Origin of the sequence: Microbacterium sp. 4-7, from assembly GCF_014332665.1 — a bacterium.
GTDB lineage: Bacteria > Actinomycetota > Actinomycetes > Actinomycetales > Microbacteriaceae > Microbacterium.
Genome location: NZ_MCRH01000003.1, coordinates 149,995 through 174,344, shown reverse-complemented (window position 1 = coordinate 174,344; position 24,350 = coordinate 149,995). Strand labels below are relative to the sequence as shown.

The window sequence follows — 24,350 nt, the reverse complement described above, 5'->3', positions numbered from 1 at the left end:
CGATCCGCGGATCCCGTCACCTCGCCGCCCGGTAGAGTTGGGCTCAGTCGTCGACCTCCGAGGTCGACTCGACCACAGCATCGTCGACTGGAAAACAGGAGTACGCGTGGAAATCCGCATCGGCATCATCAACACCGGCCGTGAGCTCAGCTTCGAGACCGCATCGAGCGCGGACGAGGTCCGCACGCAGGTCTCCTCGGCTCTCGAGCAGAACACTTCTCACCTGAGCTTCGCCGATGTCAAGGGCAACTCCTACCTGGTTCCGACCGCGAACCTCGCGTACATCGAGCTCGGCACCGAGGAGTCTCGTCGCGTCGGCTTCTTCGCCTGACCCCACGATGTACATCCTCCTCGCTCTCGTCGGGGCGTGCGCGCTCGGCATCGCGGCCCACTACATGATCGGTGGGCGGGAGTTGCGCGGGGTCGCTCTCACCCCCGCTGTCGCCACGGCCCTCGCGGCCGTCGTCTACACCGGCCTGCAGTGGCTCGGCGTGGGCGAGGACAGCATCTGGCTATGGCTCGCGAGCGTCGTGGGCTCCGTCGGCATCGCGGCAGTCGTCACCGTCGCGATCGTCGCGTCGCGCCGACGCAGCGATGCCGCGGCCAAGGCGGCACTCGGCATCTGATGCCGTCGGCCGGGTCCGTCGACTAGGACGCGAGGCCCATCGCATCCATGCGGCGTGCGTGCGCGCCCATCAGCTCGGTGTAGACCAATTCGACGCGGTCCTCGCTCATCGCGACGAGCTCGGGCTGACGCAGCGCCGACCGGCACACCAGGATCGTGTCCCCCACGAGCCGGCGCGCCCACATCGAGAGCAGCGACCGCCACTCGCCGTCGCCGTCGATCGTCTCCTGGATGATGGCGACGATCTCGTGTCGCGCATCGTCCTCGGAGAGGATCTCCGCGACCCTCTCCCCCGTGTCGCCGTAGCTCGAGGCGAGTGCGAAGTAGAAGTCGTCGAGCATCCCTGCCGTGATGTAGACGGCGAGGAGAGTCTCCCGCGGACGCGCGCCGATGGTCTTGCGCCGGAAGGCGTCGAGGTTCTCCCGGAACGGGAGCATGAGCTGCGTCGGATCGTCTCCGCGCTCCGCGATGAGTTCGACTATCGCCCGATGCTTGGTGAGCGCAGCACCGGCTGCCCGGGAGAGCGCCTCCTTCTCGGAGAGCTCCGGAGTCGCCCTGATCAGCCGCGTGAGCGTCTCGAAGTACCCCAGCTGGAGGTACGCCGCCTGTCCCAGGAATCGCGGCAGCTCCGGCGCGAGTTCGGCGAAGTCGACCCGCGTCGCCGCTCCTTGATCGCCCCGACTGCGCAACGTCATCGTGCGCCGGGGCGTCCTACGCTTCCAGAACCAGTTCACCACGGGGTTCACACTACCCGGGGGACGCGATATTCCCGGGCGTCGCCACCCCCTCGGGTAGGCTGTCCCTGTCCCCGCCGTCGGAGCGGGGCCCGCGCCTGTGGCACAAGAGACGGCGTGGATCCGTGAACATGGCGATCCTCGCAGGTCGCCGGACAGGCATCTGAACATTGACAACCTTCGCTGATCTCGGAATCGATCAGGACATCATCGACGCTCTCGCCTCCAAGGGCATCGTCGACGCATTCCCGATCCAGGAGCAGACCATCCCCCTCGGCCTTCCGGGCCAGGACATCATCGGCCAGGCCAAGACCGGAACAGGCAAGACGTTCGGCTTCGGCATCCCCGTGGTGCAGCGGCTCGGCCTCGACCCCGAGCACGGCGTCAAGGCGCTCATCGTGGTGCCGACGCGCGAGCTCGCGGTGCAGGTGTACGAGGACATCGACCTGTTGACGAGCAACCGCTCCACCAGCGTCGTCGCGATCTACGGCGGCAAGGCATACGAGGGCCAGATCGACCAGCTCAAGGCGGGCGCCCAGATCGTCGTCGGCACGCCCGGTCGCCTGATCGACCTCGCCGGCCAGCGTCTGCTCGACCTCTCCAACGCGACCGAGGTCGTGCTCGACGAGGCCGACAAGATGCTCGACCTCGGATTCCTCGCGGACATCGAGAAGATCTTCCAGAAGGTCCCGGCCGTCCGTCACACCCAGCTGTTCTCCGCGACCATGCCCGGACCGATCGTCGCGCTGGCTCGTCGGTTCATGACGAACCCGATCCACATCCGCGCGACCGACCCCGACGAGGGTCTCACGCAGGCGAACATCAAGCACCTGGTGTACCGCGCCCACTCGCTCGACAAGGACGAGATCATCGCCCGCATCCTCCAGGCGGAGGGTCGCGGCAAGACGGTGATCTTCACCCGTACCAAGCGCGCCGCGCAGCGCCTCGTCGACGAGCTCAGCGACCGCGGCTTCAACGTCGGCGGCGTGCACGGCGACATGGGACAGGACCAGCGCGAGCGGTCGATGGCCGCGTTCAAGGCCGGCAAGCGCGACGTCCTCGTCGCGACCGATGTCGCCGCCCGCGGCATCGACGTCGACGATGTCACGCACGTCATCAACCACACCATCCCCGACGAGGACAAGACGTACCTGCACCGCGCCGGTCGCACCGGCCGTGCGGGCAAGACCGGCATCGCCGTGACCTTCGTCGACTGGGAGGACCTGCACAAGTGGGCGCTGATCAACCGCGCCCTCGAATTCGGGCAGCCCGACCCGGTCGAGACCTACTCCTCGAGCCCGCACCTGTTCAGTGACCTCGACATCCCCGCAGGCACCAAGGGCCGTCTCGTCTCGGCTCCCAAGACCCAGTCGGTGAAGACCGAGCGCGCACCGCGCCCCGAGCGTGCGGCCGATGCCGCGGCCGAGGGCACGGATGAGGGCGGCACCCGCCGTCGTCGGCGTCGTCGGGGCGGCTCGACCCCGGTGGGCTCGACGTTCGCCGAGGGCGCTGCCGACGCATCACCCGGAGACTCTCAGTCCTCGCCGTCAGCGGACCGCGGCGCCGAGGGCGCCGGCACCCACGACGGCGCAGGCAAGGAGCACCACGACGGCAAGCCGGCCCCGGCCCGTCGTCGCCGTCGTCGCCGCGGGGGTTCGGGCGGCGCGGGAGCGGCTCCGGTCGTCGGAGCCTGATCGACTCCACCTCAGGGACTCACAGAGGGGCGGATGCTGCAGCTGCGGCATCCGCCCCTCTGCCGTCCCGGCGTCAGGCGTAGCGGGGCGCGGAGCCGGTCGCGCGCTCGATCAGTCGCTCCACCATCTCGTCGGATGTGGTGTTCTCGCCCGGCAGATTGGGTTTCCCGGTGCCGTGATAGTCGCTCGAGCCGGTGACGATGAGATCGTGCTTCGCGGCGATCGCGTGCAGCGTCTTCCGGCCTGCCGCGGTGTTCTCCCGATGATCGATCTCGAAACCGCCCAGGCCTGCGGCGATGAGCTGCTCGATGAACGGCACCGGCATCATGTGGTCGCGGCCGATCGTGGCAGGGTGCGCGATGATCGCCACCCCTCCGGCTTCGGTGATCAGACGCACTGCCGTGAGCGGGTCGGGCGCGTAGTGGGGCTCGTAGTAACCCTCTCTGGGGTGCAGAATCCCGTCGAACGCCTCGGTGCGGTCGCGCACGATTCCGCGGGCCACAAGGGCATCGGCGATGTGCGGACGGCCGACCGTCGCGTCGAGAGTGGTCTGGGCGAGGACATCGTCCCAGTCGAGGTCGTAGTCACGACCGATGCTGCGGACGATCCGCTCGGCACGACCGATCCGGTCGCCTCTGATGCGATCGGTCTCGGATCCGAGCGCCTCGTCGAGCGGATCGAAGAGGTAGCCCAGCACGTGCACACTGCGCCACTCGTGTTTCGCGGAGAGTTCCATGCCGGGGATGAACGTCATCCCGAGCTCGGCCGTCGCCGCCGCCGCCTCGTCCCACCCCGTCGTGCGATCGTGATCGGTCAGCGCCATCGTGCGCACCCCGAACCGGTGTGCCTGGCGCACGACATCGCCGGGCGACTCCGTTCCGTCCGAGTGGTTCGAGTGCATGTGCAGGTCGGACGGACCGGCGAAACGGCGGGATCGAGCGGTGGCCATGCTCCGAGCGTACCGACGACCGTGGACGTCGGCCGCGCACGCCTGTCGCTCTAGGGACTTCACAGAGAGGACTTCTAGGCTGAAGAGGATGTTTCGACTACTGGGGATCCTCGTCACCGTGCTGCTCGCGATCGCGACGGCCGTCGTCGTCTGGCCGCAGTTCTTCCATCTCGAGCAGACCTATCCGTTCGCGCAGATCGTCGCCGCCCGCGGCGTGGTCCTGGCGGCATTCCTCCTCGTCGCGGCCGTTTCGCTGCTGCTCCTGTTCGCGAAGCCGTTGCGCGGCTTCGCGGCATCCGTGCTGATCGTCGCCCTGCTCGGCGCCGGTGCGACGGGAGCCATCGGCTTCATGCGCGGGTTCGGCGCGGACACGCTCCCCGCCGCCACCGATTCGAGCATCCGGGTGCTCACCTGGAACACCGCCGGCGACGAGGTGTCCGCCGAGGAGATCGCGCGGGAGATCCTCGAGCGTGGCGCTGACGTCGTCGCATTGCCCGAGACCACCGAAGAGGTGGGCGAGCAGATCGCCGTGCTGCTTCGCGATCAGGATCACCCCATGTGGGTGCACCATGTGCAGTTCAAGCCCGACGTCGTCGACGGCCCCAAGTCCTGGCACACGACCGTCCTCGTCTCCCCCGACCTCGGCGAGTACTCCGTGATCGAGTCGTCCGAGGACGGCTCCAACAACACCGGCTCGGTGCCCAGCGCGGTGCTGATGCCGGTCGATGGCGAGGGTCCGACGATCGTCGCGGTGCACGCCGTCGCGCCCCGGATGGAGGACATGGCGCAGTGGCAGAGCGACCTGCGCTGGATCGCCGACCAGTGCCCCGAGGGGAACTTCATCCTCGCGGGTGACTTCAACGCGACGATCGACCACATGGCGGGGCTCGGCGTCGACGGCGGCGACATGGGGTACTGCCGCGACGGCGCGAGCCGCTCCGGCAACGGATTCAGCGGCACATGGCCGAGCTCGCTGCCGGCGCTGCTGAGCACCCCGATCGACCACGTCATGGCGTCGCCGAGCTGGTCCACGACGGGTTCCGTCGTGATCGGCGGCTCGGGAAGCGACCACCGCGGTCTCGTGGTGCAGCTCGAACCCGCAGGCTGACATGCCGTGGCCGTCGCTCAGGTGACAGACTGGAGGGATGAGCACCGCTGAGCGCGACACGATCGCAGAGCCCACGACCGAGACTCCCGCCGAGACGACCACCACGAATCGGAAGCAGCCCTTCCCCCGCGGATTCCTCGACACGATCTCGACCGGATGGGCGGAGCGCCCCGAGTCGATCCCCGCGCCGCGAGCGCAGGCGCCGTTCGCCGCCGTGCGTCGCGCCGCCCTGTCCGCTGCCTTCCCCGGCAAGCGACTCGTCATCCCTGCCGGCTCGCTCAAGCAGCGCAGCAACGACACCGACTACCCGTACCGTGCGCATTCGGCCTTCGCACACCTCACGGGATGGGCTTCGGATGCCGAGCCCGACTCGATCCTCGTGTTCGAGCCGGCCGAGTCCGGCCACGATGTGACGCTGTACTTCCGGGAGCGCGCCGATCGCACCACCACGGAGTTCTATGCGGACGCCACGGTCGGTGAATTCTGGATCGGCCCTCGCCCGTCTCTCGCCGGCGTCGCGGCAGACCTCGACATCGCGACCGACCACCTCGAGAGGTTCTCGGCCGCCGAGGGAGAGCTCGTGCTCGACGAGGACGACGACCTCACCCGCTTCGTCTCGGAGCTGCGGCTCGTGAAGGACGAGTACGAGATCGCCGAGATGCGCCGAGCGGTGGACATCACCGCGCAGGGATTCGAGGACGTCATCCGTTCGCTTCCCGACGCGATCGCTCATGCTCGCGGCGAGCGCGTCGTCGAGGGCGTCTTCCACCGCCGCGCGCGCGAGGACGGCAACGGCGAGGGCTACGACACGATCGCCGCATCGGGTCCCCATGCCTGCTACCTGCACTGGACCCGCAACGACGGCACGGTTGTGCCGGGAGACCTCATCCTCGTCGACGCGGGCGTCGAAGCGGACAGCCTGTACACCGCGGACATCACCCGCACGCTCCCCGTCTCCGGAACCTTCACCGAGGTCCAGCGCCGGGTGTACGAGACGGTGCGCGAGGCCGCTGATGCCGCGTTCGCCGCGGCTCGCATCGGGGTGCGCTTCCGCGAGGTCCACGAGGCGGCCATGCGCGTCATCGCCGCGCGCGTCGCCGAGTGGGGAATGCTCCCCGTGACCGCGCAGGAGGCGCTGGACGGCGACACCGGCGGGCAGCACCGCCGCTACATGGTGCACGGCACATCGCACCACCTCGGCATCGACGTCCATGACTGCGCGCAGGCCCGGCGGGAGATGTACTACGACGGCATCCTCGCCCCGGGAATGGTCTTCACGATCGAACCCGGCCTCTACTTCCAGATCGACGACCTCACCGTTCCCGAGGAGTACCGGGGTATCGGTGTGCGAATCGAGGACGACATCCTGATGACCGAGGACGGCCCGGTGAACCTCTCGGCGGACATCCCGCGCACGGCGGACGAGGTCGAAGCCTGGATCGCACGAGTCCAGCACTGACCTCACGGATGCACGAGGGCGAGCTCGCACTCACGGACGATCGCGCTGCGCGGCTGATCGCGCAGACGTTCCCCGAGCTCGCCCACCTGCCGATCGAGCGCGTCCGCTCGACGGGCACGGTGAACACGATCTTCCGGATCGGCGACGACCTCGCGGCACGGTTCCCGCTCGTCGCAGAATCGCGCGATGTCCTCGGCGCCGAGGCCGCGGCGATGGCTGAGCTCGCCGACGTCTGCGTCGTGCCGGCGACGCGGCCTGTCGGACTCGCCGCGGCGACCGAGGAGCATCCGTCTGCCTGGTCGATCCAGACCTGGTTGGCGGGTGTCGCCGCGACCCCCGCCGGCCACGCATCGTCGGAGTCGCTCGTCTCGGACGTCTCCGGGCTGATCGCTGCGCTGCGGTCGGCCGAGACCCGCGGACGGAAGTTCGACGGGCGCGGCCGCGGTGGTGTTCTCCGCGACCACGACGAGTGGGTCGCGCTCTGCATCGAGCGCAGCGCGCACCAGGTCGATCCTGATCGCGTGGATCGACTCTGGAGCTCGCTGCGCGACGCGCCCCGCGAGGGTGCGGACGTCATGAGCCACCGGGACCTCACGCCGTTCAACCTGCTGGTGGCCGACGATCGTCTCGTCGGTGTCCTCGACGGCGGGGGCTTCGGCCCTGCCGACCCTGCGCTCGATCTCGTCGCCGCGTGGCATCTGTTCGACGCTCGGGGGCGGTCCGTCGTGCGTGACCGTCTGCGCGTCTCCGACAGCGAGTGGCAGCGAGGAGCAGCCTGGGCGCTGCAGCAGGCGATGGGCCTCGTCTGGTACTACGAGTCCTCGAACCCCGCCATGAGCGGTCTGGGACGGTCGACGATGAGGCGTCTGCTCGACGATCCGGACCTCGCGAACCTCTGAGCGATCATGGCGTCGCCGTCTGCGATGCCTGCCGCCCTCGATATACGGCAGTGCGGAGCTCGACGGCCCAGACATCGGCGGTCGGCATGTCGAGCGATTCGGCGACGGCGATCTCGGCCTCGACGTCGTAGGGCACGCGCACGAACTGGATCCCGAAGGGATCGTCCGCCGACTGTCCTCCTTCGAGGATCACGTAGGACGGAACGGGTGTGTCGAGCGGGTTCCCGACGCTTCCGACGTTGAACAGCGTACGTCCGTCGTTCGATTCGATGTAGGCGTCGTGGATGTCGGCGTAGCCCACCACATCGGGCAGCGCGCCGTCGCCGGTCATCTCCGTCGCCTCGAACATCGCGGAGAACTGCTCGGGCGTGTGGGCGAAGTGCACGCGGACGTGCGGGCTCTGCGCCGACGCGTGGAACAGGCGGATCCGATGACCGCTGAGGACCAGATCGACACTCAGCGGAAGCGACCGGAGCCACGCCCTGCTCGACGCCGACAGCTCATCTCGCCACCACAGCATCTCGGACGGCCCGTCGTCGGGGATGGTCGGCAGGAAGTCGTCCCAGTTGCCGCGGACGTTCACCTCGCACACGTCGCGGCAGCGCCGCACGGCGTCCTCGCCTCGTGGTCCCTTGCCCGCCGTGTCTCCGAGGTTGACGATGCGGGCGATGCCCCGGCGATGGATGTCGGCGAGCACCGCCTCGAGAGCGGTCGGGTTTCCGTGGACATCGGAGATCAGGGCGATGCGTTCGAGACTCACCCTGCCATGCTGTCAGGGCCGGACGAACTCCGCGACGATCGGCGCGAGCGACGCGCCGATGTCGGATGCCGCACGCTTGCGCCCCTTCACCTCGAAGGTGTGACCGCCACCCTCGATCCAGACGACGCGGGCGTCCTGACACGTGGAGACGACGTCATCGAACTGTGTCAGAGGTTGGATGAAGGGGTCGTTCGTACCCTCGACGAACAGCTGCGGCGCAGCGACCGCCGGCAGGTGGTCGGCTCTCGGCTTCTCCGGTCTGCCCGGAGCGTGCAGCGGGTAGCCGAGGTAGACGAGACCGTCGACCGCCAGTCCCTCGGCCACGGCCATCGATGCCATGCGTCCGCCGTAGGACTTGCCTGTGGCCCAGATGGCGGCCTCCGCGTCGAGATCGCGCGCGAAGGCCGCCGCCGCGTTCCACGTCGCGATCGCGTGCGCCGCAGGCCCCGGCATCCTGCGCCCCTGCTCCACGTAGGGGAAGTTGAACCGCAGGGTGGAGAATCCCCGGTCCGAGAGCGCATCCGAGAATCCCACGAGGAATGGATGGTCCTTGCCCGCACCGGCGCCGTGGGCGATCAGGACTGTCGCGCCGTTGTCGCCGGGCGCCCAGTCGGCAGAGACCGTCGTCACCCCGGAGGGCAGCTCGACAGGGATCTCGATCATCAGGCCCGCAGGTACGGGATGGCGAACGGCACGCGCATGACCTTGCCGCTCGACGCACGCACCATGCCCACGATCACGAGCACGACGTGCAGCACCGAGAGCGCGAAATAGAGCGTGATGGGGATGCCGAGCGGGTAGAAGCCGGTGGTCGGCGAATCGGAGGTCAGCGCGAACAGCAGCACGAAGTGCGTGACCAGGAGCACCGTGGAGACCAGAAGGTACGTCAGCCCCCAGTTCAGCGCAGCGCGAGCGTTCTCACGCGCGACCCCGCCGTATCGACGGGACGCCCCGCCGCTCACGGCCATGGCGAGTCCGGACGCGAGTCCGCCGACGAACGGGAACGGGATGAGGATCAGCAGGCCCAGTGCCCACGGAAGCAGACCCCGCGGGGGGACGGCCGCAGGGTAGGCGCCGACGGGGTACCCCTGTACGGGGTAGGCCGTCGGCGCGTAGCCCGGTGCCGATTGCTGCGGCGCGTAGCCCGGCGCCTGAGGCGGCGCATACCCCGGGGCCTGGGGTGCCGAATACCCCGGGGCCTGCGGCGGTGCGTACCCGGAGCCCTGCGGCGGTGCGTACGCGGAGCCCTGTGGCGGTGCGTAGCCGTGCGACTGCTGCGGGGCTGAGCCGGGCGCCGGCGGCGGGGCGTACGGGTTCAGCGGACGGGCCGGCGCCGCGGGCTGCTGCCCGTCAGGGAAGGGCGGAACGGGAGGCACGGGCGGCGGTGCGGGCTGCGCCGATCGCTCGGACGGGGTCGACGGATCGCGGGGTGCGTCTGACATCAGGCGGGCTCCGCAGACTTCGGAGGAACCCCCGCGCCACCGGTCCCGGGCGCCGCGGGAGACGGCGGCTCCGGATCCGCGGGCCTCGGCGGGACGGCCGGCTCTGCAGGCGGAGTCTCACCGCCGCCCAGCGGCGGTGTCGGCTCGCTGCCGGGAGTCGGATCGGCTCCGGGCGTCGGCTCTTCGGGCGTCGGCTGTGTCGTGGTCGTCGGCTGTCCGGCCGGTTCGTGCGCGCCGGGGGTGATGCGCTCGCCGTACCGCGGCGGCTCGTCGAGGTTCACCGGTGCCCGCGCCGGTGCCGGCGTGGCCGCACCCAGGGCGAGACGGGCCTTCGCGAGCGAAGCGGCCTGGACGCGGACCTCGTAGTGATCGGCCGCGAACTGCGTGACGCTCGCGAAGTCGCGGCGTCGCCGCACGATCGCATACGTGACGAGGCTCAGAAGCATCCCGAGTGCGACGCCGATGAAGACGAATCCGACGAACAGCTGGATCGGAACCTCCGGGTTGCCGATCACGAGGATCGCAGAGAGGAAGAGACCGATGAGCACGCCGTTGATCGCTCCCGATCGGGCGGCTGCTGCATAGCCCAGACGCCCGGTGATGCGCTCGACCGTCCGGACGCTCTGTCCGATGATCGCGATGTCCCGGGCGGGCACCTCCTGGGCGATCAGTTTCGACACCGTCTTCTGGGCGCCTTCGTAATCGCGTGTGGAGGCGACGATCTCGCCCTCATCGCGGCTGTCGGCTGGACGGTTCAGCATGCTCATCCCGCCATTGTTCCATGCCTTGTGGTGACAGGGCCGGGAGTGTGTCGTGCAGCGGTGCCGCCGGGGGCCACCCCTGCGACACCGGCGACTACGCTGGACGAGTGAGCACACAACGGGTATTCGCCGCGCGCCTTGCTGGCTGCGCCGTCTTCGACCCCGTGGGCGACCGGCTCGGCAAAGTCCGTGATGTCGTCATCGTGTACCGAAGTACGGGTGCTCCCCGCGTCATCGGCCTCGTCGTCGAGATCCCCGGGCGCAGACAGGTCTTCCTCTCCATCGGACGGGTGACGTCGATCCGCGCGGGCCAGGTGATCAGCACCGGTCTCATCAATGTGCGCCGATTCTCACCGCGCGCCGGCGAGGTGCGCGTTCTCGCCGAGCTCCTCGGGCGTCGGGTGAGCCTCGTCGACGGCAGCGGCACCGCCGTGATCGAAGACGTCGCCATCGAGCCGAACCGCATCGGGGAATGGGCGATCAGTCAGCTCTTCCTGCGTCGACCGAAGACCAGCGCCTCTCCGTTCGCGAAGGGACCGACCACGTTCGCAGCCTGGAGCGAGGTCGCCGAGCAGCACTCCCCCGGCGAGTCCCAGTCGGCCGAGCAGCTCGTCGCGTCGTACTCGGAGCTCCACGCAGCCGACCTCGCGAACACCCTGCTCGACCTCCCCCAGCAGCGCATGATCGAGGTGGCCGAGGAGCTCTCGGACGACCGCCTGGCCGATGCCCTGGAGGAGATGCCCGAAGACGAGCAGGTGCATATCCTCGATCGACTCGGCGACGAGCGCGCCGCCGACATCCTCGACCAGATGGAACCGGACGACGCCGCGGACCTCCTCGCGCAGCTTCCGCCGAATCGTCTCGAGCAGCTGCTCGAGCTGATGGAGCCCGAAGAGGCCGAGGACGTCAGGATGCTGCTCCGTTACGGCCCCGACACGGCCGGTGGACTCATGACGCCCGAGCCGATCATCCTGTCGGCCGACGCGACGGTGGCCGAGGCGCTCGCCCTCATCCGGCGCCACGAGCTGCACCCCGCCCTTGCAGCCGCGGTATTCGTGACCCTGCCGCCGTTCGAGACGCCGACCGGTCGGCTGCTCGGCATGGTGCACTTCCAGCGGATGCTGCGCTACCCGCCGCACGAACGTCTCGGGGCCATCATGGACGACAGCCTCGAGCCGGTGCGGGTCACCGCGTCCGCCGCTGAGGTCGCCAGGATGCTGGCGAGCTACGACCTCGTCTCGCTCCCCGTGATCGATGCCGCCCACCGACTGGTCGGCGCGATCAGCATCGACGACGTCCTCGACTACCTGCTGCCCGATGACTGGCGCACGCACGACAGCGACGAGCCGACGGTCTCCAAGGAGGTGCGCTGATGCCCCGCTCCCGCTCGCGCTCGCCTCGGCTCGACGCACCCCTGGGCCGCGGCACCTCCCGCCAGCGCTCGACGTCGCGTGATCGCTTCGGCCGTTTCACCGAGTGGGTCGCCCGCGCCATGGGCACCCCCGCGTTCCTGCTGATCCTCACTCTGTTCTGTGTGCTCTGGATCTGCTGGAACACACTGCTGCCCGACCACCTGCGCTTCGATGACGCGGCGCTCGGTTTCACGGCCCTCACCCTCATGCTCTCGCTGCAGGCGTCGTACGCGGCCCCTCTGATCCTTCTCGCGCAGAACCGCCAGGACGACCGTGACCGAGTGCAGATCGAACAGGATCGTCAGCGGGCCGAGCGCAACCTCGCCGACACCGAGTACCTCGCCCGTGAGATCGTCGCGCTGCGGATGTCGCTCGAGGAGCGCAACAACCAGGTCGTGACCCGCGATGTGCTGCGGCAGGAGCTCAAGTCGCTGCTCGCCGAGCTCGGAGACCATGACGACGAGCCGGTCGAGCGACGCCCCCGCGGCCGCGCCGCATCATCATGAGCACCGCTGATTCCGTGCGGGCGGCCGTAGCCGCGGTCACAGATCCCGAGCTGCGACGCCCCATCGGCGATCTCGACATGGTCAGGGAGATCGACGTCGACGGTCCGCGCGCGCACGTCGCGATCGTCCTCACGATCGTCGGCTGCCCGGCTGCCGCCCGCATCGAATCGGACGTCCGCGCGGCCGCCGCCTCCGTGCCGGGGATCACCGAGGTGGACGTCGAGGTCGGTGTCATGACGCCCACCGAGCGCAAGGCGCTCACCGAGAAGCTGCGCGACGGCCGGCCGCCGCGCCAGATGCCCTTCGGCCCGGACTCGCTCACGCGGGTGATCCTCGTCTCCAGCGGCAAGGGCGGGGTCGGCAAGTCCACGGTGACGGCGAACCTCGCGGTCGCACTCGCCGCGCAGGGTCTCGCAGTCGGTCTCGTCGACGCCGATGTGCACGGCTTCTCGATCCCCGGGCTCCTCGGCATCCCCGCGGGGACACAGCCCACGCGCATCGACGATCTCATGCTCCCGCCCGTCGCCCACGGAGTGAAGACGATCTCCATCGGCATGTTCCTGCGCGACGGCGAGGCCGTGGTGGCCTGGCGCGGTCCGATGCTGCACCGCACAGTGCAGCAGTTCCTGACGGACGTGTTCTTCGGCGACCTCGACATCCTGCTGATCGACATGCCCCCCGGCACCGGCGACATCGCGATCTCGATCGGGCAGCTGTTGCCGCACGCCGAGGTGCTCGTCGTGACGACCCCGCAGGCGGCCGCATCCGACGTCGCGATCCGCAGCGGGCTGGTGGCGCGTCAGACCGGTCAGCGGGTGATCGGCGTGGTCGAGAACATGGGCGCGCTCACCCTGCCGGACGGCACCGTGATAGACCTGTTCGGCTCGGGTGGAGGTGCCGCCGTCGCAGAGGCGCTGTCCGAGACGCAGTCCGTCCCACTGCTGGCGTCGATCCCGCTCAGCCCCGCGCTGCGCTCCGGAGGCGACGACGGTGTGCCGGTCGTCCTGAGCGACGGCGCCGATGCGGCGGCGACGGCGATCCGTGATCTGGCCCGCACTCTCGCCGGACAGGGGCGCGGACTCGCCGGCCGGTCGCTTCCCATGAATGTCGGATAGGCCCGACCATGACTGTCACCGTCGATGAGCGGTTGCTTCGGGGAATGGCTCGAGATGCGGCGGTCTACGCGCTCACTCGTCCTGCGGCGATCGTGATGTGGATCGCCCTCGCTGCAGCGCTCGCGCTGAGCATCCTGAATCTGAGCGCGACCGGAGGCAACCCGGGGCTGTCGGGTCTGCTCCCCGTCGCGAGCATCGGTCTGATGGTCTATGCCGTCGTGATGACGATCGTCGGAGCACGGCGTGCCGTGCATTCGGCGACCCCGCCAGGCACCGTCGTCTGGGTGCGACTGGGCGACACTGCCCTGCACATCGGCGCGGGGCATCGCTCGTCCGACATCGACTACAGCACCTTCCAGAGCGTGCGAGCAGGCGCTGACGCGGTACTGCTCAAGCTGCGTGGCGCGTCGGCGATCACCGCCATCCCCCGGTCACTGGTGACGGACGACGACCTCGCCACGCTGCGCGCGCGCATCGGCTGAGCCTTCGCAGCGGAGCTCCGCCGGGCGGAGACTCGGGCTATGTCGCTTCGGAATCGTACGGCGGAGGACTCGCGACCGAGAACTCCGGTCGCACCCTCGCCGTCCGCACCGGTTTCACCGTCGGCTCCGCAACGACTGCCTCCGCACGGGCGGGACCGGGCGCAGCGTCGTCTTCGAAGAGCGCGTCGCGGATGATGCGCCGGGGGTCGTACTGCCGTGGATCGAGTTTGCGCCAGTCGACGTCGTCGATCTCGGGACCCATCTCGTCGCGGACACGCGATTTGGTGTCGCGGAGGAACTCGCCGGCGCGCCGAGCGAGCTTGGCGACGCTCTCGGCGTAGCGGGGCAGCCGCTCCGGTCCGATGAGAAGCACAGCGATCAGACCGATGAGCAGCAGCTTCTCGAAGGTGATCCCGAACTGCATCTGTCCAGGCTACCGCCGCGCCTGCCGTTGTGCCGCGCACCGAGCGCATACCCTGGGAGAACACATATCTCAGTCGGGAGAATCAGGCAATGAGCGAGAACGATGCGAATGCACGTTTCATCCGCGAGTCCATCGCGGAGCCGTCGCCGATCGCCCGCGCGCGTGCGCACGCCATCGAACTCGGCGCGTCGCCGATCAGCGCGGCCGTCGGCTCGCAGATCGCCGTGCTGGCCGCCGCGACCGGTGCCAGATCGATTGTCGAGATCGGCACGGGCGCCGGAGTCTCGGGGCTCTGGCTGCTGCGCGGCGCGCCGCAGGCGGTGCTGACCTCGATCGACAACGAGCCCGAGCACCTCGCCGCCGCCCGTCAGGCCTTCTCCGACGCACGCGTCCCCGCGACGAAGGCGCGTTTCATCACAGGTCGCGCGGCCGACGTGCTGCCCCGCATGAACGAGGCGTCATACGACATCGTGCTGGTCGATGCCGACCCCGAGAACGTCATCGACTACGTCGAGCATGGCCTGCGGCTGGTGCGTCGAGGCGGAATGGTTCTCGTCCCCCGCATTCTCGGAGGCGGCCGTGTCGCCGATCCGGTGCAGCGCGACGAGGTGACCTCCGCCTACCGCTCGCTCGTGCAGGAGACTCAGGAGTCATCAGCCGTGCTCGCGACCGTCTCTGCCTCCGGCGAGGGGCTGCTGCAGCTGATCAGCGTCGGCGAGAGCTGAGCCGAACACCGTCGTGAAGGGACGGAAGAGGGCGACGGATCATCGATCCGTCGCCCTCTTCGTGAATCCGCGTGCGCGAATTCGAGTTCGATCAGGCGGGCGTCACGACGGCTGCCAGCACGTCGTGAAGCTCCTTCGCCTCTGCGTCGTTCACGGAGACGACCAAACGGCCGCCGCCTTCGAGCGGGACGCGCACGATGATGAGTCGCCCTTCTTTCACGGCCTCCATGGGTCCGTCTCCGGTCCTCGGCTTCATCGCTGCCATCGTGGGCTCCTTTTCCTCCGGTGGTATGCGATCAGTTTATCGGGTGTTACCGGAACCTGGATGTCCCCTATGAAGAAATGCATCAAGCCTTAACATTCACGGCACCTGCCAGAAGGTGTTCCCCAGGGCGTAGATGTGGAATATCCACAGCCACTGCCCCAGCAGGCAGACGGCCAGGACCCCGAGCCGCCAGACGCGCGAGCGCGGCACCGCGAGTGCTCCCCAGATCGGGCTCACGGGCAGCAGCAGCCGGAAGGTGCTCGACTGAGGGAAGAACACCGCGAGCAGGTAGAGGAGGTAACTCGCGCTCCACAGCCGCAGGTCGGGACCCAGCGCACGCACCTGCGGCACGTAGAGCAGGGCGGCACCCGCTGCCACCACCAGGAGCGCGACGGCGACCGGCCCCCACGAGCCGGGGAGTCCCCACTGACCGAACCAGAACTGGGATGCCTGGACCCACCCTTCGAAAGGCACGAACCCGTCCACACCCCCCACGAGCCAGTTGCGACGCCAGGAGAGCTCGGTCGCCAGGTACGCACCGGGATCGCCGGTCACGACGCCGGCGATGACCTGCCACGAGAAGCCCGCGACCGTGGCGAGTGCGCCGAGCGCCACGATGTGCATGATCTCCCGCGGGGCGAGCGGATCATCCCTGCGATGCCACCAGCGGAGGATGCCGTGCAGACCCAGGTACAGCGCGAACGCGAGAATCCCCGGTCTGGTGAACGCCATCACGGGGATGAGGAGATACAGCCATGCGTAGTTCCGTCGCACCGTGGCATCGAGAGCCAGGAAGAGCAGCAGCAGGAACAGGGTCTCGGCGTACCCCACCTGGAACATCGCCGCGATCGGTCCGGAGGCGAAGAACACCACCGCCCACATCGCCGCACGCGCGCCGATCCGATCGCGCAGCAATCGGTGCAGCGCGAGACAGGCGAGGTAGCCGGCCACGAATGACAGCAGGAAGGCGCCCATCCCCCACGACCCGAACACGAAGCCGATCGCCTTGGCGGCGAAGGCGAACACCGGCATGAACGCCCAGGCGTTCTCAGCGACGTCACCCGATTCGGTGAGCGGCAGATCCGAGGGGTATCCCTCTTCGGCGACGAGCCAGTACCACTGCGCGTCCCACCCGACGATGAAATCGGCGAGGCCCGGTTCTGCGCCGAACCTCGACAGCGATGTCGACTGCGTCGCCGCCGCGATCATCATCGCGGTCGTCACCGCGCGAGCGGCGAGGTAGATCAGGGCCACGCGCAGCGCCAGTGGCGCTGCGGCCCACCGGCGGGTCGCGGTCAGCGCGAGCTGAGCCATGCGCGCAGTCCTCGCTCGACGGCGTCGATCTGCGCGAGCGGCACGCGCTCCTCGTCATGGTGCGCGAGGTGCGGGTCTCCCGGTCCGTAGTTCACGGCGGGGATGCCGAGGGCGGAGAACCGAGCGACATCGGTCCAGCCGTACTTCGGGCGAGGCTCGGCGCCGACGGCGGCTACGAAGTCTTGGGCGATCGGCGCGTCGAGGCCAGGCCGCGCGCCTTCTGCGGCGTCCGTGATCTCCACGTCGAAGCCGGCGAGGAGGTTGCGGATGTGCGCTTCTGCATCTGCTGCCGACTTGCTCGGAGCGAACCGGTAGTTCACCTCGACCTCGCAGGCATCGGGGATCACGTTGCCTGCGACCCCGCCTGTGATGCGCACGGCGCTCATGCTCTCCCGATACAGGAGTCCGTCGACCGCGATCTCTCGTGCACGGTACTCGGCCAGGCGCGCGAGGATCGGGGCTGCCCGATGGATGGCGTTCTCACCGATCCACGCACGTGCCGCGTGCGCACGCACGCCGGTGGTGCGCACGATCGCGCGCATCGTGCCGTTGCAGCCACCCTCGACCTCGCCGTTGGACGGCTCGCCGAGGATCGCGAAGTCGGCCTGGAAGAGATCCGGCCGCACCGCGGCGAGGAGCGCCAGCCCGTTCTTCGAGGCCTCCACCTCTTCGTTGTCATACCACATCCAGGTGATGTCGACCGAGGGCTCGGTGAGCTCGGCGGCGAGCTTCAGCTGCACAGCGGTGCCGCTCTTCATGTCGACGGTTCCCCGGCCCCAGATGTACTCGACGCCGTCGATCTCGACGTCCTTCGTCGGCACGTTGCCGTTGATCGGCACGGTGTCGATGTGTCCGGCGATCGCGACCCGCTGCGCTCGCCCGAGATCGGTGCGCGCGACGATCGTGTTGCCGTGGCGGATCACCTCGAGATGGGGATACGCGGAGATCGCCTGCTCGATGGCATCCGCAAGCGCCTTCTCGTCACCCGACACGCTCGGGATGTCGCAGATCGCACGGGTCAGGTCGACGGAGGACGCGGTCAGATCGAGCATCATGCCCCCAGCCTACTTACCCCGACATCTGGACCATCCCCCGTCGCCGGTAGCGATACCGTGGAGGTATGACTGAGGCGCGCACCGTGTGGGGTACTGGACTGTCGACGATCGCCGGCGACGGCACCGTACTCGATGCCTGGTTCCCCGAGGTGACGGCCGTCGAGCCCGGTGCCGACGACGCGGCCACCGCGCTCGCGGCGCTCGAGGAGTTCACCGGTCCGGACGAACGTCGCAACGTCTCGGTGCAGACGGTACAGCTGCAGATCAATCTCGATGCGGCGCCGGCCTCGACCGCTGACGCCTATCTGCGGCTGCACACACTGTCGCACCTCCTGGTGCGACCGAACGAACTCAACCTCGACGGCATCTTCGCGCATCTGCCGAACGTGGCGTGGACGAACGCCGGCCCCATGCACCCCGTGGATGCCGCGCGGCTTCGACCCGTGCTCCAGCGCTCAGGGATCCAGGTTCAGGGGCTCGACAAGTTCCCCCGGCTCACCGACTACGTGCAGCCTGCCGGTGTGCGCATCGCAGATGCGTCGCGCGTCCGCCTGGGCGCGCACCTCTCCCCCGGCACGACCGTCATGCACGAGGGCTTCGTGAACTTCAACGCAGGCACCCTCGGTGCGTCGATGGTCGAAGGACGTATCTCCCAGGGCGTCGTGGTGGGCGACGGCAGCGACATCGGCGGCGGCTCGTCGATCATGGGCACGCTCTCGGGCGGCGGCGCACACCGCGTCTCCATCGGGGCACGCACGCTGCTGGGAGCCAACGCGGGCATCGGCATCTCGCTCGGCGATGACTGCGTCGTAGAGGCCGGACTGTACGTGACGGCCGGCACGAAGGTCGTGCTGGTCGACGGCCCGGCGACGCCTGACGGCGGCAGGAAGACCGCCAAGGGTTCCGAGCTGTCCGGACGCGACGGACTGCTGTTCCGCCGCAACTCGCTGAGCGGCGCGGTCGAAGCCGTGCAGCGCGCCGGCGTCGGTGTGACCCTCAACGACGCACTCCACGCCTGATCGCGCGACTCGCTGAGAGCGGGCCGTCTCAGCCTTCTCCGGGACTGCCGTGATAGTGTCGCGGTGACGCCACTCGCACTGCGAGACGTCTGCGTCGTCGACACGCTCCCGCGCCACTTGCCTGGTTCTGGCCATTTCGAACGGCGAAACGATGCGCGATCCCGCGCCGTCGCCCACCTTCCGCACCCGGCCCCTCGGCTCGTGCGTGCATTTCTCGGAGATACTTCATGACTTCCTTCCTCGATCTCGGCGTGCCCGCCGACCTCGCCGCCGTCCTCGCGAAGGACGGCAAGACCGAGGCGTTCGCGATTCAGCGCGACACGCTTCCCGACTCGCTCGGCGGACGCGACCTCCTCGGCCGCGGCCGCACCGGCAGCGGCAAGACGATCGCCTTCGCGCTCCCCCTCGTCGCCCGCCTCGCCGCCTCGTCGCGCAAGAGCCGCCCCGGGCACCCCCGAGGACTCGTCCTCGCTCCGACCCGTGAGCTCGCGACCCAGATCGCCGCGACCATCGCGCCCCTCGCCGAGGCGAAGGGCCTGCGCGTCACCACCGTGTTCGGCGGCGTCAGCCAGCGTCCCCAGGAACAGGCCATGCGCAACGGCGTCGACATCGTCGTCGCGTGCCCCGGCCGCCTCGAAGACCTGATGAAGCAGCGGGTCGTGCAGCTCGACTCCGTCGAGGTGACTGTGCTCGACGAGGCCGATCACATGGCCGACCTCGGCTTCCTGCCGGGTGTCACCCGCATCCTCACCGCCACGCCCGCCGGCGGACAGCGCCTGCTGTTCAGCGCCACGCTGGACCGCGGCATCGACACCCTCGCCCGCCGGTTCCTCTCGAACGCCGTGAGCCACGAGGTGGACGAGGAGAGCGTGCCCGTCGGCGAGATGACGCACCGCGTGCTCGTCGTCGATTCCACCGACAACAAGACCACTCTCGTGCGCGAGCTCGCCTCGGGCACCGGTCGCCGCATCCTCTTCACCCGCACGAAGCACCAGGCGAAGAAGCTCGCGAAGCAGCTGACCGCGGCGGGCATCCCCGCTGTCGATCTGCACGGAAACCTCTCGCAGAACGCGCGTGAGCGCAACCTCGGCGCCTTCTCGTCAGATCCCGCCGACGGAGGCGTGCGCGTCCTCGTCGCGACCGACGTCGCCGCCCGTGGCGTGCACGTCGACAACGTCGACCTCGTCGTCCACGTCGATCCGCCCATGGAGCACAAGGCATACCTGCACCGCTCCGGCCGCACCGCCCGTGCGGGAGCCGCGGGAACCGTCGTCACGGTGGTCCTCCCCGAGCAGCGTCGTGATGTGAAGGACCTCCTGCGCAAGGCGTCGATCACCGCCGCACTCGAGCCCGTCACGTCGAACGCCGTCACCGAGCTCGTCCCCGAGCGTGCGCCGCACGTGCGTCCGGCTCCGGTTCAGCCCCAGCAGCAGCAGCGTCAGTCGTCGAAGCAGCGCCCCGCCGGCGGCGAGCGCAATTCAGCGGCAAACCCGCCGTCGCGCCGCAGCCGTCGTCCCCGCTCGGGCCAGGGCGGCCAGGGCGCCACGGCCGGCAGCCGTCAGGGTGGCCAGGGCGGATCCCGCTCCGGTGGCCAGGGCGGCCGTGGTCGCGGCTCGCAGGGCCGCTGACCCGAGAGACATACAGGCGGGTGCGCCGACGCTCAGCGTCGGGGCACCCGCCTTCTTCGTCCCGCCTGCGCGAGGTCAGCCGCGAACGGCGGCCAGCACCTGCGGGTCTGAGCACCCTCGGGCGAAACCGGCGATGCGCCGACGGATCTCGAACCCGAGCACCCGCGCGCCGATCCACTCGGCGATCGGCGCGAGCCAGGTCGGCTGACACGAGAAGTTGTACTTCCAGACGGCGAGCGTGCCCTCAGGCACCTCGGTGAACCGCCAGCCTCCGCCGAGCTTCGTGAAGAACCACGGCCCGGTCTCCATGACCATCCCGACGTTCCTCGGCGGGGCGTAGGACACATACCGGCTCACCATCGACAAGCCGAAGCGCTGCCTGGTGAACGTCCGTACATCCTTGGCCGCGACATCGGCGCCATCGAGGAAGTGCTGCTCACTGATGAACGGATCCCACCGGCGTCGGATCGCACCCGTCGTCTGTGAGACGGCGAAGGCCGTCGCCGGATCCACCGGCACGACGGCCTCCGCGCTCACGACAGGCATCGCGAGTCGATTCAGCGGGTCTGGAAGGTGCGCTCGGGAGATCCTGTGTAGAGCTGCTGCGGGCGACCGATCTTGGTCTGCGGGTCGAGCTGCAGCTCGCGCCACTGTGCGAGCCAACCGGGCAGACGGCCGATCGCGAACAGCACGGTGAACATGCGCGTCGGGAAGCCCATCGCCTTGTAGATCACGCCGGTGTAGAAGTCGACGTTCGGGTAGAGACGACGCTCCTTGAAGTAATCGTCGGCGAGAGCCAGCTCCTCGAGCTCCTGAGCGAGGTCGAGCAGCGGATCCGTGACGCCGAGCTCGGCGAGCACCTCGCCCGCCGCCTCCTTGACGAGCTTGGCGCGCGGGTCGTAGTTCTTGTAGACCCGGTGCCCGAAGCCCATCAGCTTCACGCCCTCTTCCTTGTTCTTCACCCGCTCGACGAAGCGCGAGACGCTCTGACCGGAATCGCGGATCTGCCCGAGCATGGTGAGCACGGCTTCGTTCGCACCGCCGTGCAGCGGGCCGGAGAGAGCCTGGATGCCGGCGGAGATCGAGGCGAACTGGTTCGCGCCCGTCGAGCCGACGAGACGCACAGTCGAGGTCGACGCGTTCTGCTCGTGGTCCTCGTGCAGGATCAGCAGCAGCTCGAGGGCCTTCGACATCACGGGGTTGACCTGATACTCCTCGGAATGCACGCCGAAGTTGAGCTTCAGGAAGTTCTCGACGAAGCCGAGCGAGTTGTCGGGGTACAGGAACGCCTGGCCGATGCTCTTCTTGTGTGCATACGCCGCGATGACCGGCAGCTTGGCCAGCATCCGGATCATGTTCAGCTCGACGTGCTCGGGGTTGTGCGGGTCGGTCTGACCCTCGTAGTAGGTCGAGAGGGCTGCGACGGCAGACGACAGCACCGACATGGGGTGCGCGGTGTGCGGAAGCGCCGAGAAGAAGCGCTTGAGGTCTTCATGCAGCAGTGTGTGCCGACGGATCTTCTCGTCGAACTCGGCGAGCTCGGCGGCGGAGGGAAGCTCGCCGTAGATGAGGAGCCAGGCGACCTCGAGGTAGCTCGTCGAACCGGCAAGCTGCTCGATCGGATACCCGCGGTAGCGCAGGATGCCCTTGTCTCCGTCGATGAACGTGATCGCGGACTTCGTCGACGCCGTGTTGACGAACCCGTAGTCGAGTCCCGTGTAACCCGTCTGCCGCGTCAGCGTCGAGAAGTCGATGCTGTCGTTGCCGGCCGTGCCGCGCACGAGTGGGAATTCAGCGGTCGTATCGCCGATCGTCAGCTTCGCCGTCGCCTGCTGCTCTGCCGCTGCGCTCACGCGGGCCTCCTCATGGATCTTCATCAAGTCGGATGTGGCGATGTCACGGCGCTGTGCACCAGGTCAGTTCGAGATCGTCGATACACGACCGAATCGCCTTTACAGCCTAGTAGGCACACAGGCCTACTGTGACAACCGACAAAAGAACCACTGATCTGAGGCCAGAACCTACACGGTCTGTGCGTGCAGACGCCGCGCGCCCTCAGCGATCCTGTCGGAGGGAGCAGTCAGAGCCAGTCGCACGTGCTGGGTCGAGAACTCACCGTAGAACGGACCGGGACCCGCCAGGATGCCGAGCTCGGCGAGCCGCTCGATGCTCGCCCACGCGTCCTGCCCCTCCGTCGCCCACAGGTAGAGCCCGGCCTCCGAGCCGTCGATCCGGAACCCCGCCGCCTCGAGCGCAGGCCGCAGCATGTCGCGTCGCGCTCGGTAGAGCGCCTTCTGAGCGGCGACGTGCTCGTCATCGCCCAGCGCCACTGCCATGGCGTGCTGCACCGGCTCTGGCGGCATCAGGCCCAGGTGCTTGCGGGCGGTGAGCAGTTCGCCGACGATGCGCGCACACCCTGCGACGAATGCCGCACGATAGCCGGCGAGATTCGACTGCTTGCTGAGCGAGTAGACGCTGAGCAGATTCGCCCTGCTGCCACCGGTCACGCGAGGATCGAGGATCGACGGAATCGGCTCAGTCGCCCAGCGGCCGTCCCAGCCGAGCTCGGCGTAGCACTCGTCGCTCGCGAGCACGGCTCCCAGCTCTCGAGCCCGCTCGACCGCAGCAGCCAGTTCCTCCACGGTCCAGGTACGGCCGTCCGGATTCCCGGGCGTGTTGATCCAGATGAGCTTGGTGCCGTCAGGCCACTCCGTCGGATCGTCGGACGGCAGCGGGGTCGCTCCCACGACGCGAGCACCCACCTCATAGGTCGGGTAGGCGATTCGGGGATGCACCACGATGTCGCCCTCCCCCAGGCCCAGAAGGGTCGGCAGCAGAGCCACCAGCTCCTTCGAGCCGATGGTGGGCAGGACGTTGTCGACGGTCAGGTCGCTCACTCCCCTGCGCCGCGCGTACCACTCGACGATCGCCTCACGAAGGGCGGGAGTGCCGACGGTCTGAGGGTAGGCGTGCGCATCGGTCGCCTCCGACAGCGCCCGGCGGATCAGCTCGGGCGTCGGGTCGACGGGCGAACCGACCGACAGGTCGACGATTCCGTCCGGATGACGCGCGGCGCGTTCGCGGTAGGGAACGACCGCATCCCACGGGTAGTCGGCGAGATCGCGAACACTCACGGACTACTCGCCCTGCGGCGGGAGAGCGGCGATGATCGGGTGATCGTGTGCGATGACGCCGACCTTGGCCGCACCGCCCGGGGAGCCCACCTCGTCGAAGAACTCGACGTTGGCCTTGTAGTAGTCCTGCCATTCATCCGGCAGGTCGTCTTCGTAGTAGATCGCCTCGACCGGGCAAACGGGTTCGCACGCGCCGCAGTCGACGCATTCGTCGGGGTGGATGTACAGCGAGCGTTCGCCCTCGTAGATACAGTCAACGGGGCACTCGTCGATGCAGGCGCGATCCTTGACATCGACGCACGGGAGGGCGATCACATACGTCACCCCTCCAGTCTACGACTCGCCGCCGGTCCGATCGCCCAGGACGGGGGCACGAGGGGCGGTCGCCTCGTCTGCGCCGGGCGCCGTGCCGGATGCCGCGGCCGTCGACGCCTGCGCCTCGGTGCGAGTCGGAAGCCGCGAGAACGAGGGCCATGCGACAGCGAGGAGCACGAGCCCCGCGACGAGATAGGTCCAGATGCGACCGCTGAGCGTGTCTTCGACGACCACCGATCCCCCGGGCCCGACGCCGGAGATGAGCACCAGCATGCCGAGCATGCCGAGCCCCGCGGCGAGAGTCGCGCCTCGGTCGTGGGTGAGCGCGCGGATCGCGACGAGGATCGCGCCGCACGCGATCGCTCCGACGATGAGTCCGACGGGCACGGGACCCCACATGAGGCTGTGACCGATCGTCCCTGCGACGCCGAACACGCCGCCGACGAGAGCCGCGGCGATCCAGGAGAGCACCCGGGAGATCCATCCGATACGCACGAGTCGATCCTACGCGCGCCGCCGCGAAGG

At 68.9% G+C, this 24,350-nt stretch carries 28 protein-coding genes; 13 read left to right on the top strand and 15 right to left on the bottom strand.

The features are described from left to right. Positions 1-106 precede the first annotated feature (106 nt). Positions 107-331, top strand: a complete 225-nt coding sequence (locus BEP68_RS18350) for a DUF3107 domain-containing protein (RefSeq protein ID WP_053095596.1) — start codon at positions 107-109, stop codon at positions 329-331. 7 nt (positions 332-338) lie between these two features. Further along, positions 339-626: a hypothetical protein gene (locus BEP68_RS04945; protein WP_187249400.1), complete on the top strand. Its 288-nt coding sequence runs from the start codon at positions 339-341 to the stop codon at positions 624-626. Positions 627-648: 22 nt separating this feature from the next. Here BEP68_RS04945 and BEP68_RS04940 read toward each other — a convergent pair whose 3' ends face one another. Next, positions 649-1,362: a ferritin-like fold-containing protein gene (locus BEP68_RS04940; protein WP_187249399.1), complete on the bottom strand. Its 714-nt coding sequence runs from the start codon at positions 1,360-1,362 to the stop codon at positions 649-651. A gap of 167 nt (positions 1,363-1,529) precedes the next feature. Here BEP68_RS04940 and BEP68_RS04935 point away from each other — a divergent pair, with 167 nt between their 5' ends. Continuing rightward, a complete protein-coding gene (locus BEP68_RS04935) occupies positions 1,530-3,053 on the top strand; it encodes a DEAD/DEAH box helicase (RefSeq protein WP_053095593.1) in 1,524 nt (507 codons plus the stop codon). Between the two features lie 73 nt (positions 3,054-3,126). Here BEP68_RS04935 and BEP68_RS04930 read toward each other — a convergent pair whose 3' ends face one another. Then, entirely contained in the window at positions 3,127-4,002 is an 876-nt protein-coding gene (locus BEP68_RS04930) for a PHP domain-containing protein (RefSeq protein ID WP_187249398.1), read from the bottom strand. Between the two features lie 88 nt (positions 4,003-4,090). Here BEP68_RS04930 and BEP68_RS04925 point away from each other — a divergent pair, with 88 nt between their 5' ends. From BEP68_RS04925 to BEP68_RS04915, 3 genes are read left to right on the top strand one after another with little or no spacing between them, the layout of a single operon-like run. Then, positions 4,091-5,110 carry an endonuclease/exonuclease/phosphatase family protein gene (locus BEP68_RS04925; RefSeq protein ID WP_187249397.1) on the top strand — a complete coding sequence of 340 codons (1,020 nt, stop codon included), beginning with the start codon at positions 4,091-4,093 and terminating at the stop codon, positions 5,108-5,110. A gap of 37 nt (positions 5,111-5,147) precedes the next feature. Beyond that, the gene (locus BEP68_RS04920) at positions 5,148-6,569 is read left to right on the top strand and encodes an aminopeptidase P family protein (RefSeq protein ID WP_072591008.1); all 1,422 of its coding nucleotides are present in this window, start codon (positions 5,148-5,150) and stop codon (positions 6,567-6,569) included. 8 nt (positions 6,570-6,577) lie between these two features. After that, complete coding sequence (locus tag BEP68_RS04915; RefSeq protein WP_187249396.1) at positions 6,578-7,468, top strand: phosphotransferase; 891 nt, start codon at positions 6,578-6,580, stop codon at positions 7,466-7,468. A gap of 4 nt (positions 7,469-7,472) precedes the next feature. Here BEP68_RS04915 and BEP68_RS04910 read toward each other — a convergent pair whose 3' ends face one another. From BEP68_RS04910 to BEP68_RS04895, 4 genes are read right to left on the bottom strand one after another with little or no spacing between them, the layout of a single operon-like run. Next, positions 7,473-8,228 (bottom strand): metallophosphoesterase family protein, encoded by a 756-nt coding sequence (locus tag BEP68_RS04910; protein WP_187249395.1) that lies wholly within the window; start codon positions 8,226-8,228, stop codon positions 7,473-7,475. Between the two features lie 12 nt (positions 8,229-8,240). After that, positions 8,241-8,891, bottom strand: a complete 651-nt coding sequence (locus BEP68_RS04905) for an alpha/beta family hydrolase (protein WP_187249394.1) — start codon at positions 8,889-8,891, stop codon at positions 8,241-8,243. Continuing rightward, positions 8,891-9,670 carry a DUF4870 domain-containing protein gene (locus BEP68_RS04900; RefSeq protein ID WP_187249393.1) on the bottom strand — a complete coding sequence of 260 codons (780 nt, stop codon included), beginning with the start codon at positions 9,668-9,670 and terminating at the stop codon, positions 8,891-8,893. The genes BEP68_RS04905 and BEP68_RS04900 overlap by 1 nt, the downstream gene beginning before the upstream one ends. Then, complete coding sequence (locus tag BEP68_RS04895) at positions 9,670-10,437, bottom strand: general stress protein (RefSeq protein ID WP_230100666.1); 768 nt, start codon at positions 10,435-10,437, stop codon at positions 9,670-9,672. The genes BEP68_RS04900 and BEP68_RS04895 overlap by 1 nt, the downstream gene beginning before the upstream one ends. A gap of 101 nt (positions 10,438-10,538) precedes the next feature. Between BEP68_RS04895 and BEP68_RS04890 the strand changes: the two genes are divergently transcribed. The 4 genes from BEP68_RS04890 to BEP68_RS04875 are packed head-to-tail and all read left to right on the top strand — an operon-like array spanning position 10,539 to position 13,946. Continuing rightward, complete coding sequence (locus BEP68_RS04890) at positions 10,539-11,804, top strand: magnesium transporter MgtE N-terminal domain-containing protein (RefSeq protein ID WP_053095585.1); 1,266 nt, start codon at positions 10,539-10,541, stop codon at positions 11,802-11,804. Continuing rightward, the gene (locus BEP68_RS04885; RefSeq protein ID WP_053095584.1) at positions 11,804-12,349 is read left to right on the top strand and encodes a DUF1003 domain-containing protein; all 546 of its coding nucleotides are present in this window, start codon (positions 11,804-11,806) and stop codon (positions 12,347-12,349) included. The genes BEP68_RS04890 and BEP68_RS04885 overlap by 1 nt, the downstream gene beginning before the upstream one ends. After that, complete coding sequence (locus tag BEP68_RS04880) at positions 12,346-13,464, top strand: Mrp/NBP35 family ATP-binding protein (RefSeq protein WP_056278087.1); 1,119 nt, start codon at positions 12,346-12,348, stop codon at positions 13,462-13,464. Before BEP68_RS04885 ends, BEP68_RS04880 begins: the two co-directional genes overlap by 4 nt. An 8-nt stretch (positions 13,465-13,472) precedes the next feature. After that, positions 13,473-13,946, top strand: coding sequence for a hypothetical protein (locus BEP68_RS04875; RefSeq protein ID WP_082297768.1), 474 nt, complete (start codon positions 13,473-13,475; stop codon positions 13,944-13,946). Positions 13,947-13,983: 37 nt separating this feature from the next. Here BEP68_RS04875 and BEP68_RS04870 read toward each other — a convergent pair whose 3' ends face one another. Beyond that, a complete protein-coding gene (locus BEP68_RS04870) occupies positions 13,984-14,370 on the bottom strand; it encodes a twin-arginine translocase TatA/TatE family subunit (protein ID WP_053095581.1) in 387 nt (128 codons plus the stop codon). A gap of 89 nt (positions 14,371-14,459) precedes the next feature. Here BEP68_RS04870 and BEP68_RS04865 point away from each other — a divergent pair, with 89 nt between their 5' ends. Then, a complete protein-coding gene (locus tag BEP68_RS04865) occupies positions 14,460-15,095 on the top strand; it encodes an O-methyltransferase (RefSeq protein WP_053095580.1) in 636 nt (211 codons plus the stop codon). A gap of 91 nt (positions 15,096-15,186) precedes the next feature. On the opposite strand, the gene BEP68_RS04860 is transcribed toward BEP68_RS04865, so the two are convergent. The 3 genes from BEP68_RS04860 to dapE all read right to left on the bottom strand — a co-directional run bounded on the left by BEP68_RS04860 (position 15,187) and on the right by dapE (position 17,729). Next, positions 15,187-15,360, bottom strand: coding sequence for a DUF3117 domain-containing protein (locus tag BEP68_RS04860; RefSeq protein WP_067122349.1), 174 nt, complete (start codon positions 15,358-15,360; stop codon positions 15,187-15,189). Positions 15,361-15,456: 96 nt separating this feature from the next. Beyond that, positions 15,457-16,674 carry a hypothetical protein gene (locus tag BEP68_RS04855; RefSeq protein ID WP_187249392.1) on the bottom strand — a complete coding sequence of 406 codons (1,218 nt, stop codon included), beginning with the start codon at positions 16,672-16,674 and terminating at the stop codon, positions 15,457-15,459. Next, complete coding sequence (gene dapE / locus BEP68_RS04850; RefSeq protein WP_056278082.1) at positions 16,656-17,729, bottom strand: succinyl-diaminopimelate desuccinylase; 1,074 nt, start codon at positions 17,727-17,729, stop codon at positions 16,656-16,658. The genes BEP68_RS04855 and dapE overlap by 19 nt, the downstream gene beginning before the upstream one ends. A gap of 65 nt (positions 17,730-17,794) precedes the next feature. Here dapE and dapD point away from each other — a divergent pair, with 65 nt between their 5' ends. Both dapD and BEP68_RS04840 read left to right on the top strand, forming a co-directional pair. After that, positions 17,795-18,748, top strand: coding sequence for a 2,3,4,5-tetrahydropyridine-2,6-dicarboxylate N-succinyltransferase (dapD, locus tag BEP68_RS04845; RefSeq protein ID WP_187249391.1), 954 nt, complete (start codon positions 17,795-17,797; stop codon positions 18,746-18,748). Between the two features lie 227 nt (positions 18,749-18,975). After that, positions 18,976-20,376, top strand: coding sequence for a DEAD/DEAH box helicase (locus BEP68_RS04840; RefSeq protein WP_053095576.1), 1,401 nt, complete (start codon positions 18,976-18,978; stop codon positions 20,374-20,376). Positions 20,377-20,451: 75 nt separating this feature from the next. On the opposite strand, the gene BEP68_RS04835 is transcribed toward BEP68_RS04840, so the two are convergent. The 5 genes from BEP68_RS04835 to BEP68_RS04815 all read right to left on the bottom strand — a co-directional run bounded on the left by BEP68_RS04835 (position 20,452) and on the right by BEP68_RS04815 (position 24,320). Further along, positions 20,452-20,922, bottom strand: a complete 471-nt coding sequence (locus tag BEP68_RS04835) for an SRPBCC family protein (protein WP_053095575.1) — start codon at positions 20,920-20,922, stop codon at positions 20,452-20,454. Positions 20,923-20,933: 11 nt separating this feature from the next. Beyond that, positions 20,934-22,253 carry a citrate synthase gene (locus tag BEP68_RS04830; protein ID WP_187249390.1) on the bottom strand — a complete coding sequence of 440 codons (1,320 nt, stop codon included), beginning with the start codon at positions 22,251-22,253 and terminating at the stop codon, positions 20,934-20,936. A gap of 144 nt (positions 22,254-22,397) precedes the next feature. Beyond that, positions 22,398-23,510 (bottom strand): succinyldiaminopimelate transaminase, encoded by a 1,113-nt coding sequence (gene dapC, locus BEP68_RS04825; RefSeq protein ID WP_187249389.1) that lies wholly within the window; start codon positions 23,508-23,510, stop codon positions 22,398-22,400. A gap of 3 nt (positions 23,511-23,513) precedes the next feature. After that, entirely contained in the window at positions 23,514-23,834 is a 321-nt protein-coding gene (gene fdxA / locus BEP68_RS04820; protein WP_042542002.1) for a ferredoxin, read from the bottom strand. Between the two features lie 9 nt (positions 23,835-23,843). Beyond that, positions 23,844-24,320: a histidinol dehydrogenase gene (locus BEP68_RS04815; RefSeq protein WP_230100669.1), complete on the bottom strand. Its 477-nt coding sequence runs from the start codon at positions 24,318-24,320 to the stop codon at positions 23,844-23,846. Positions 24,321-24,350 lie beyond the last annotated feature (30 nt).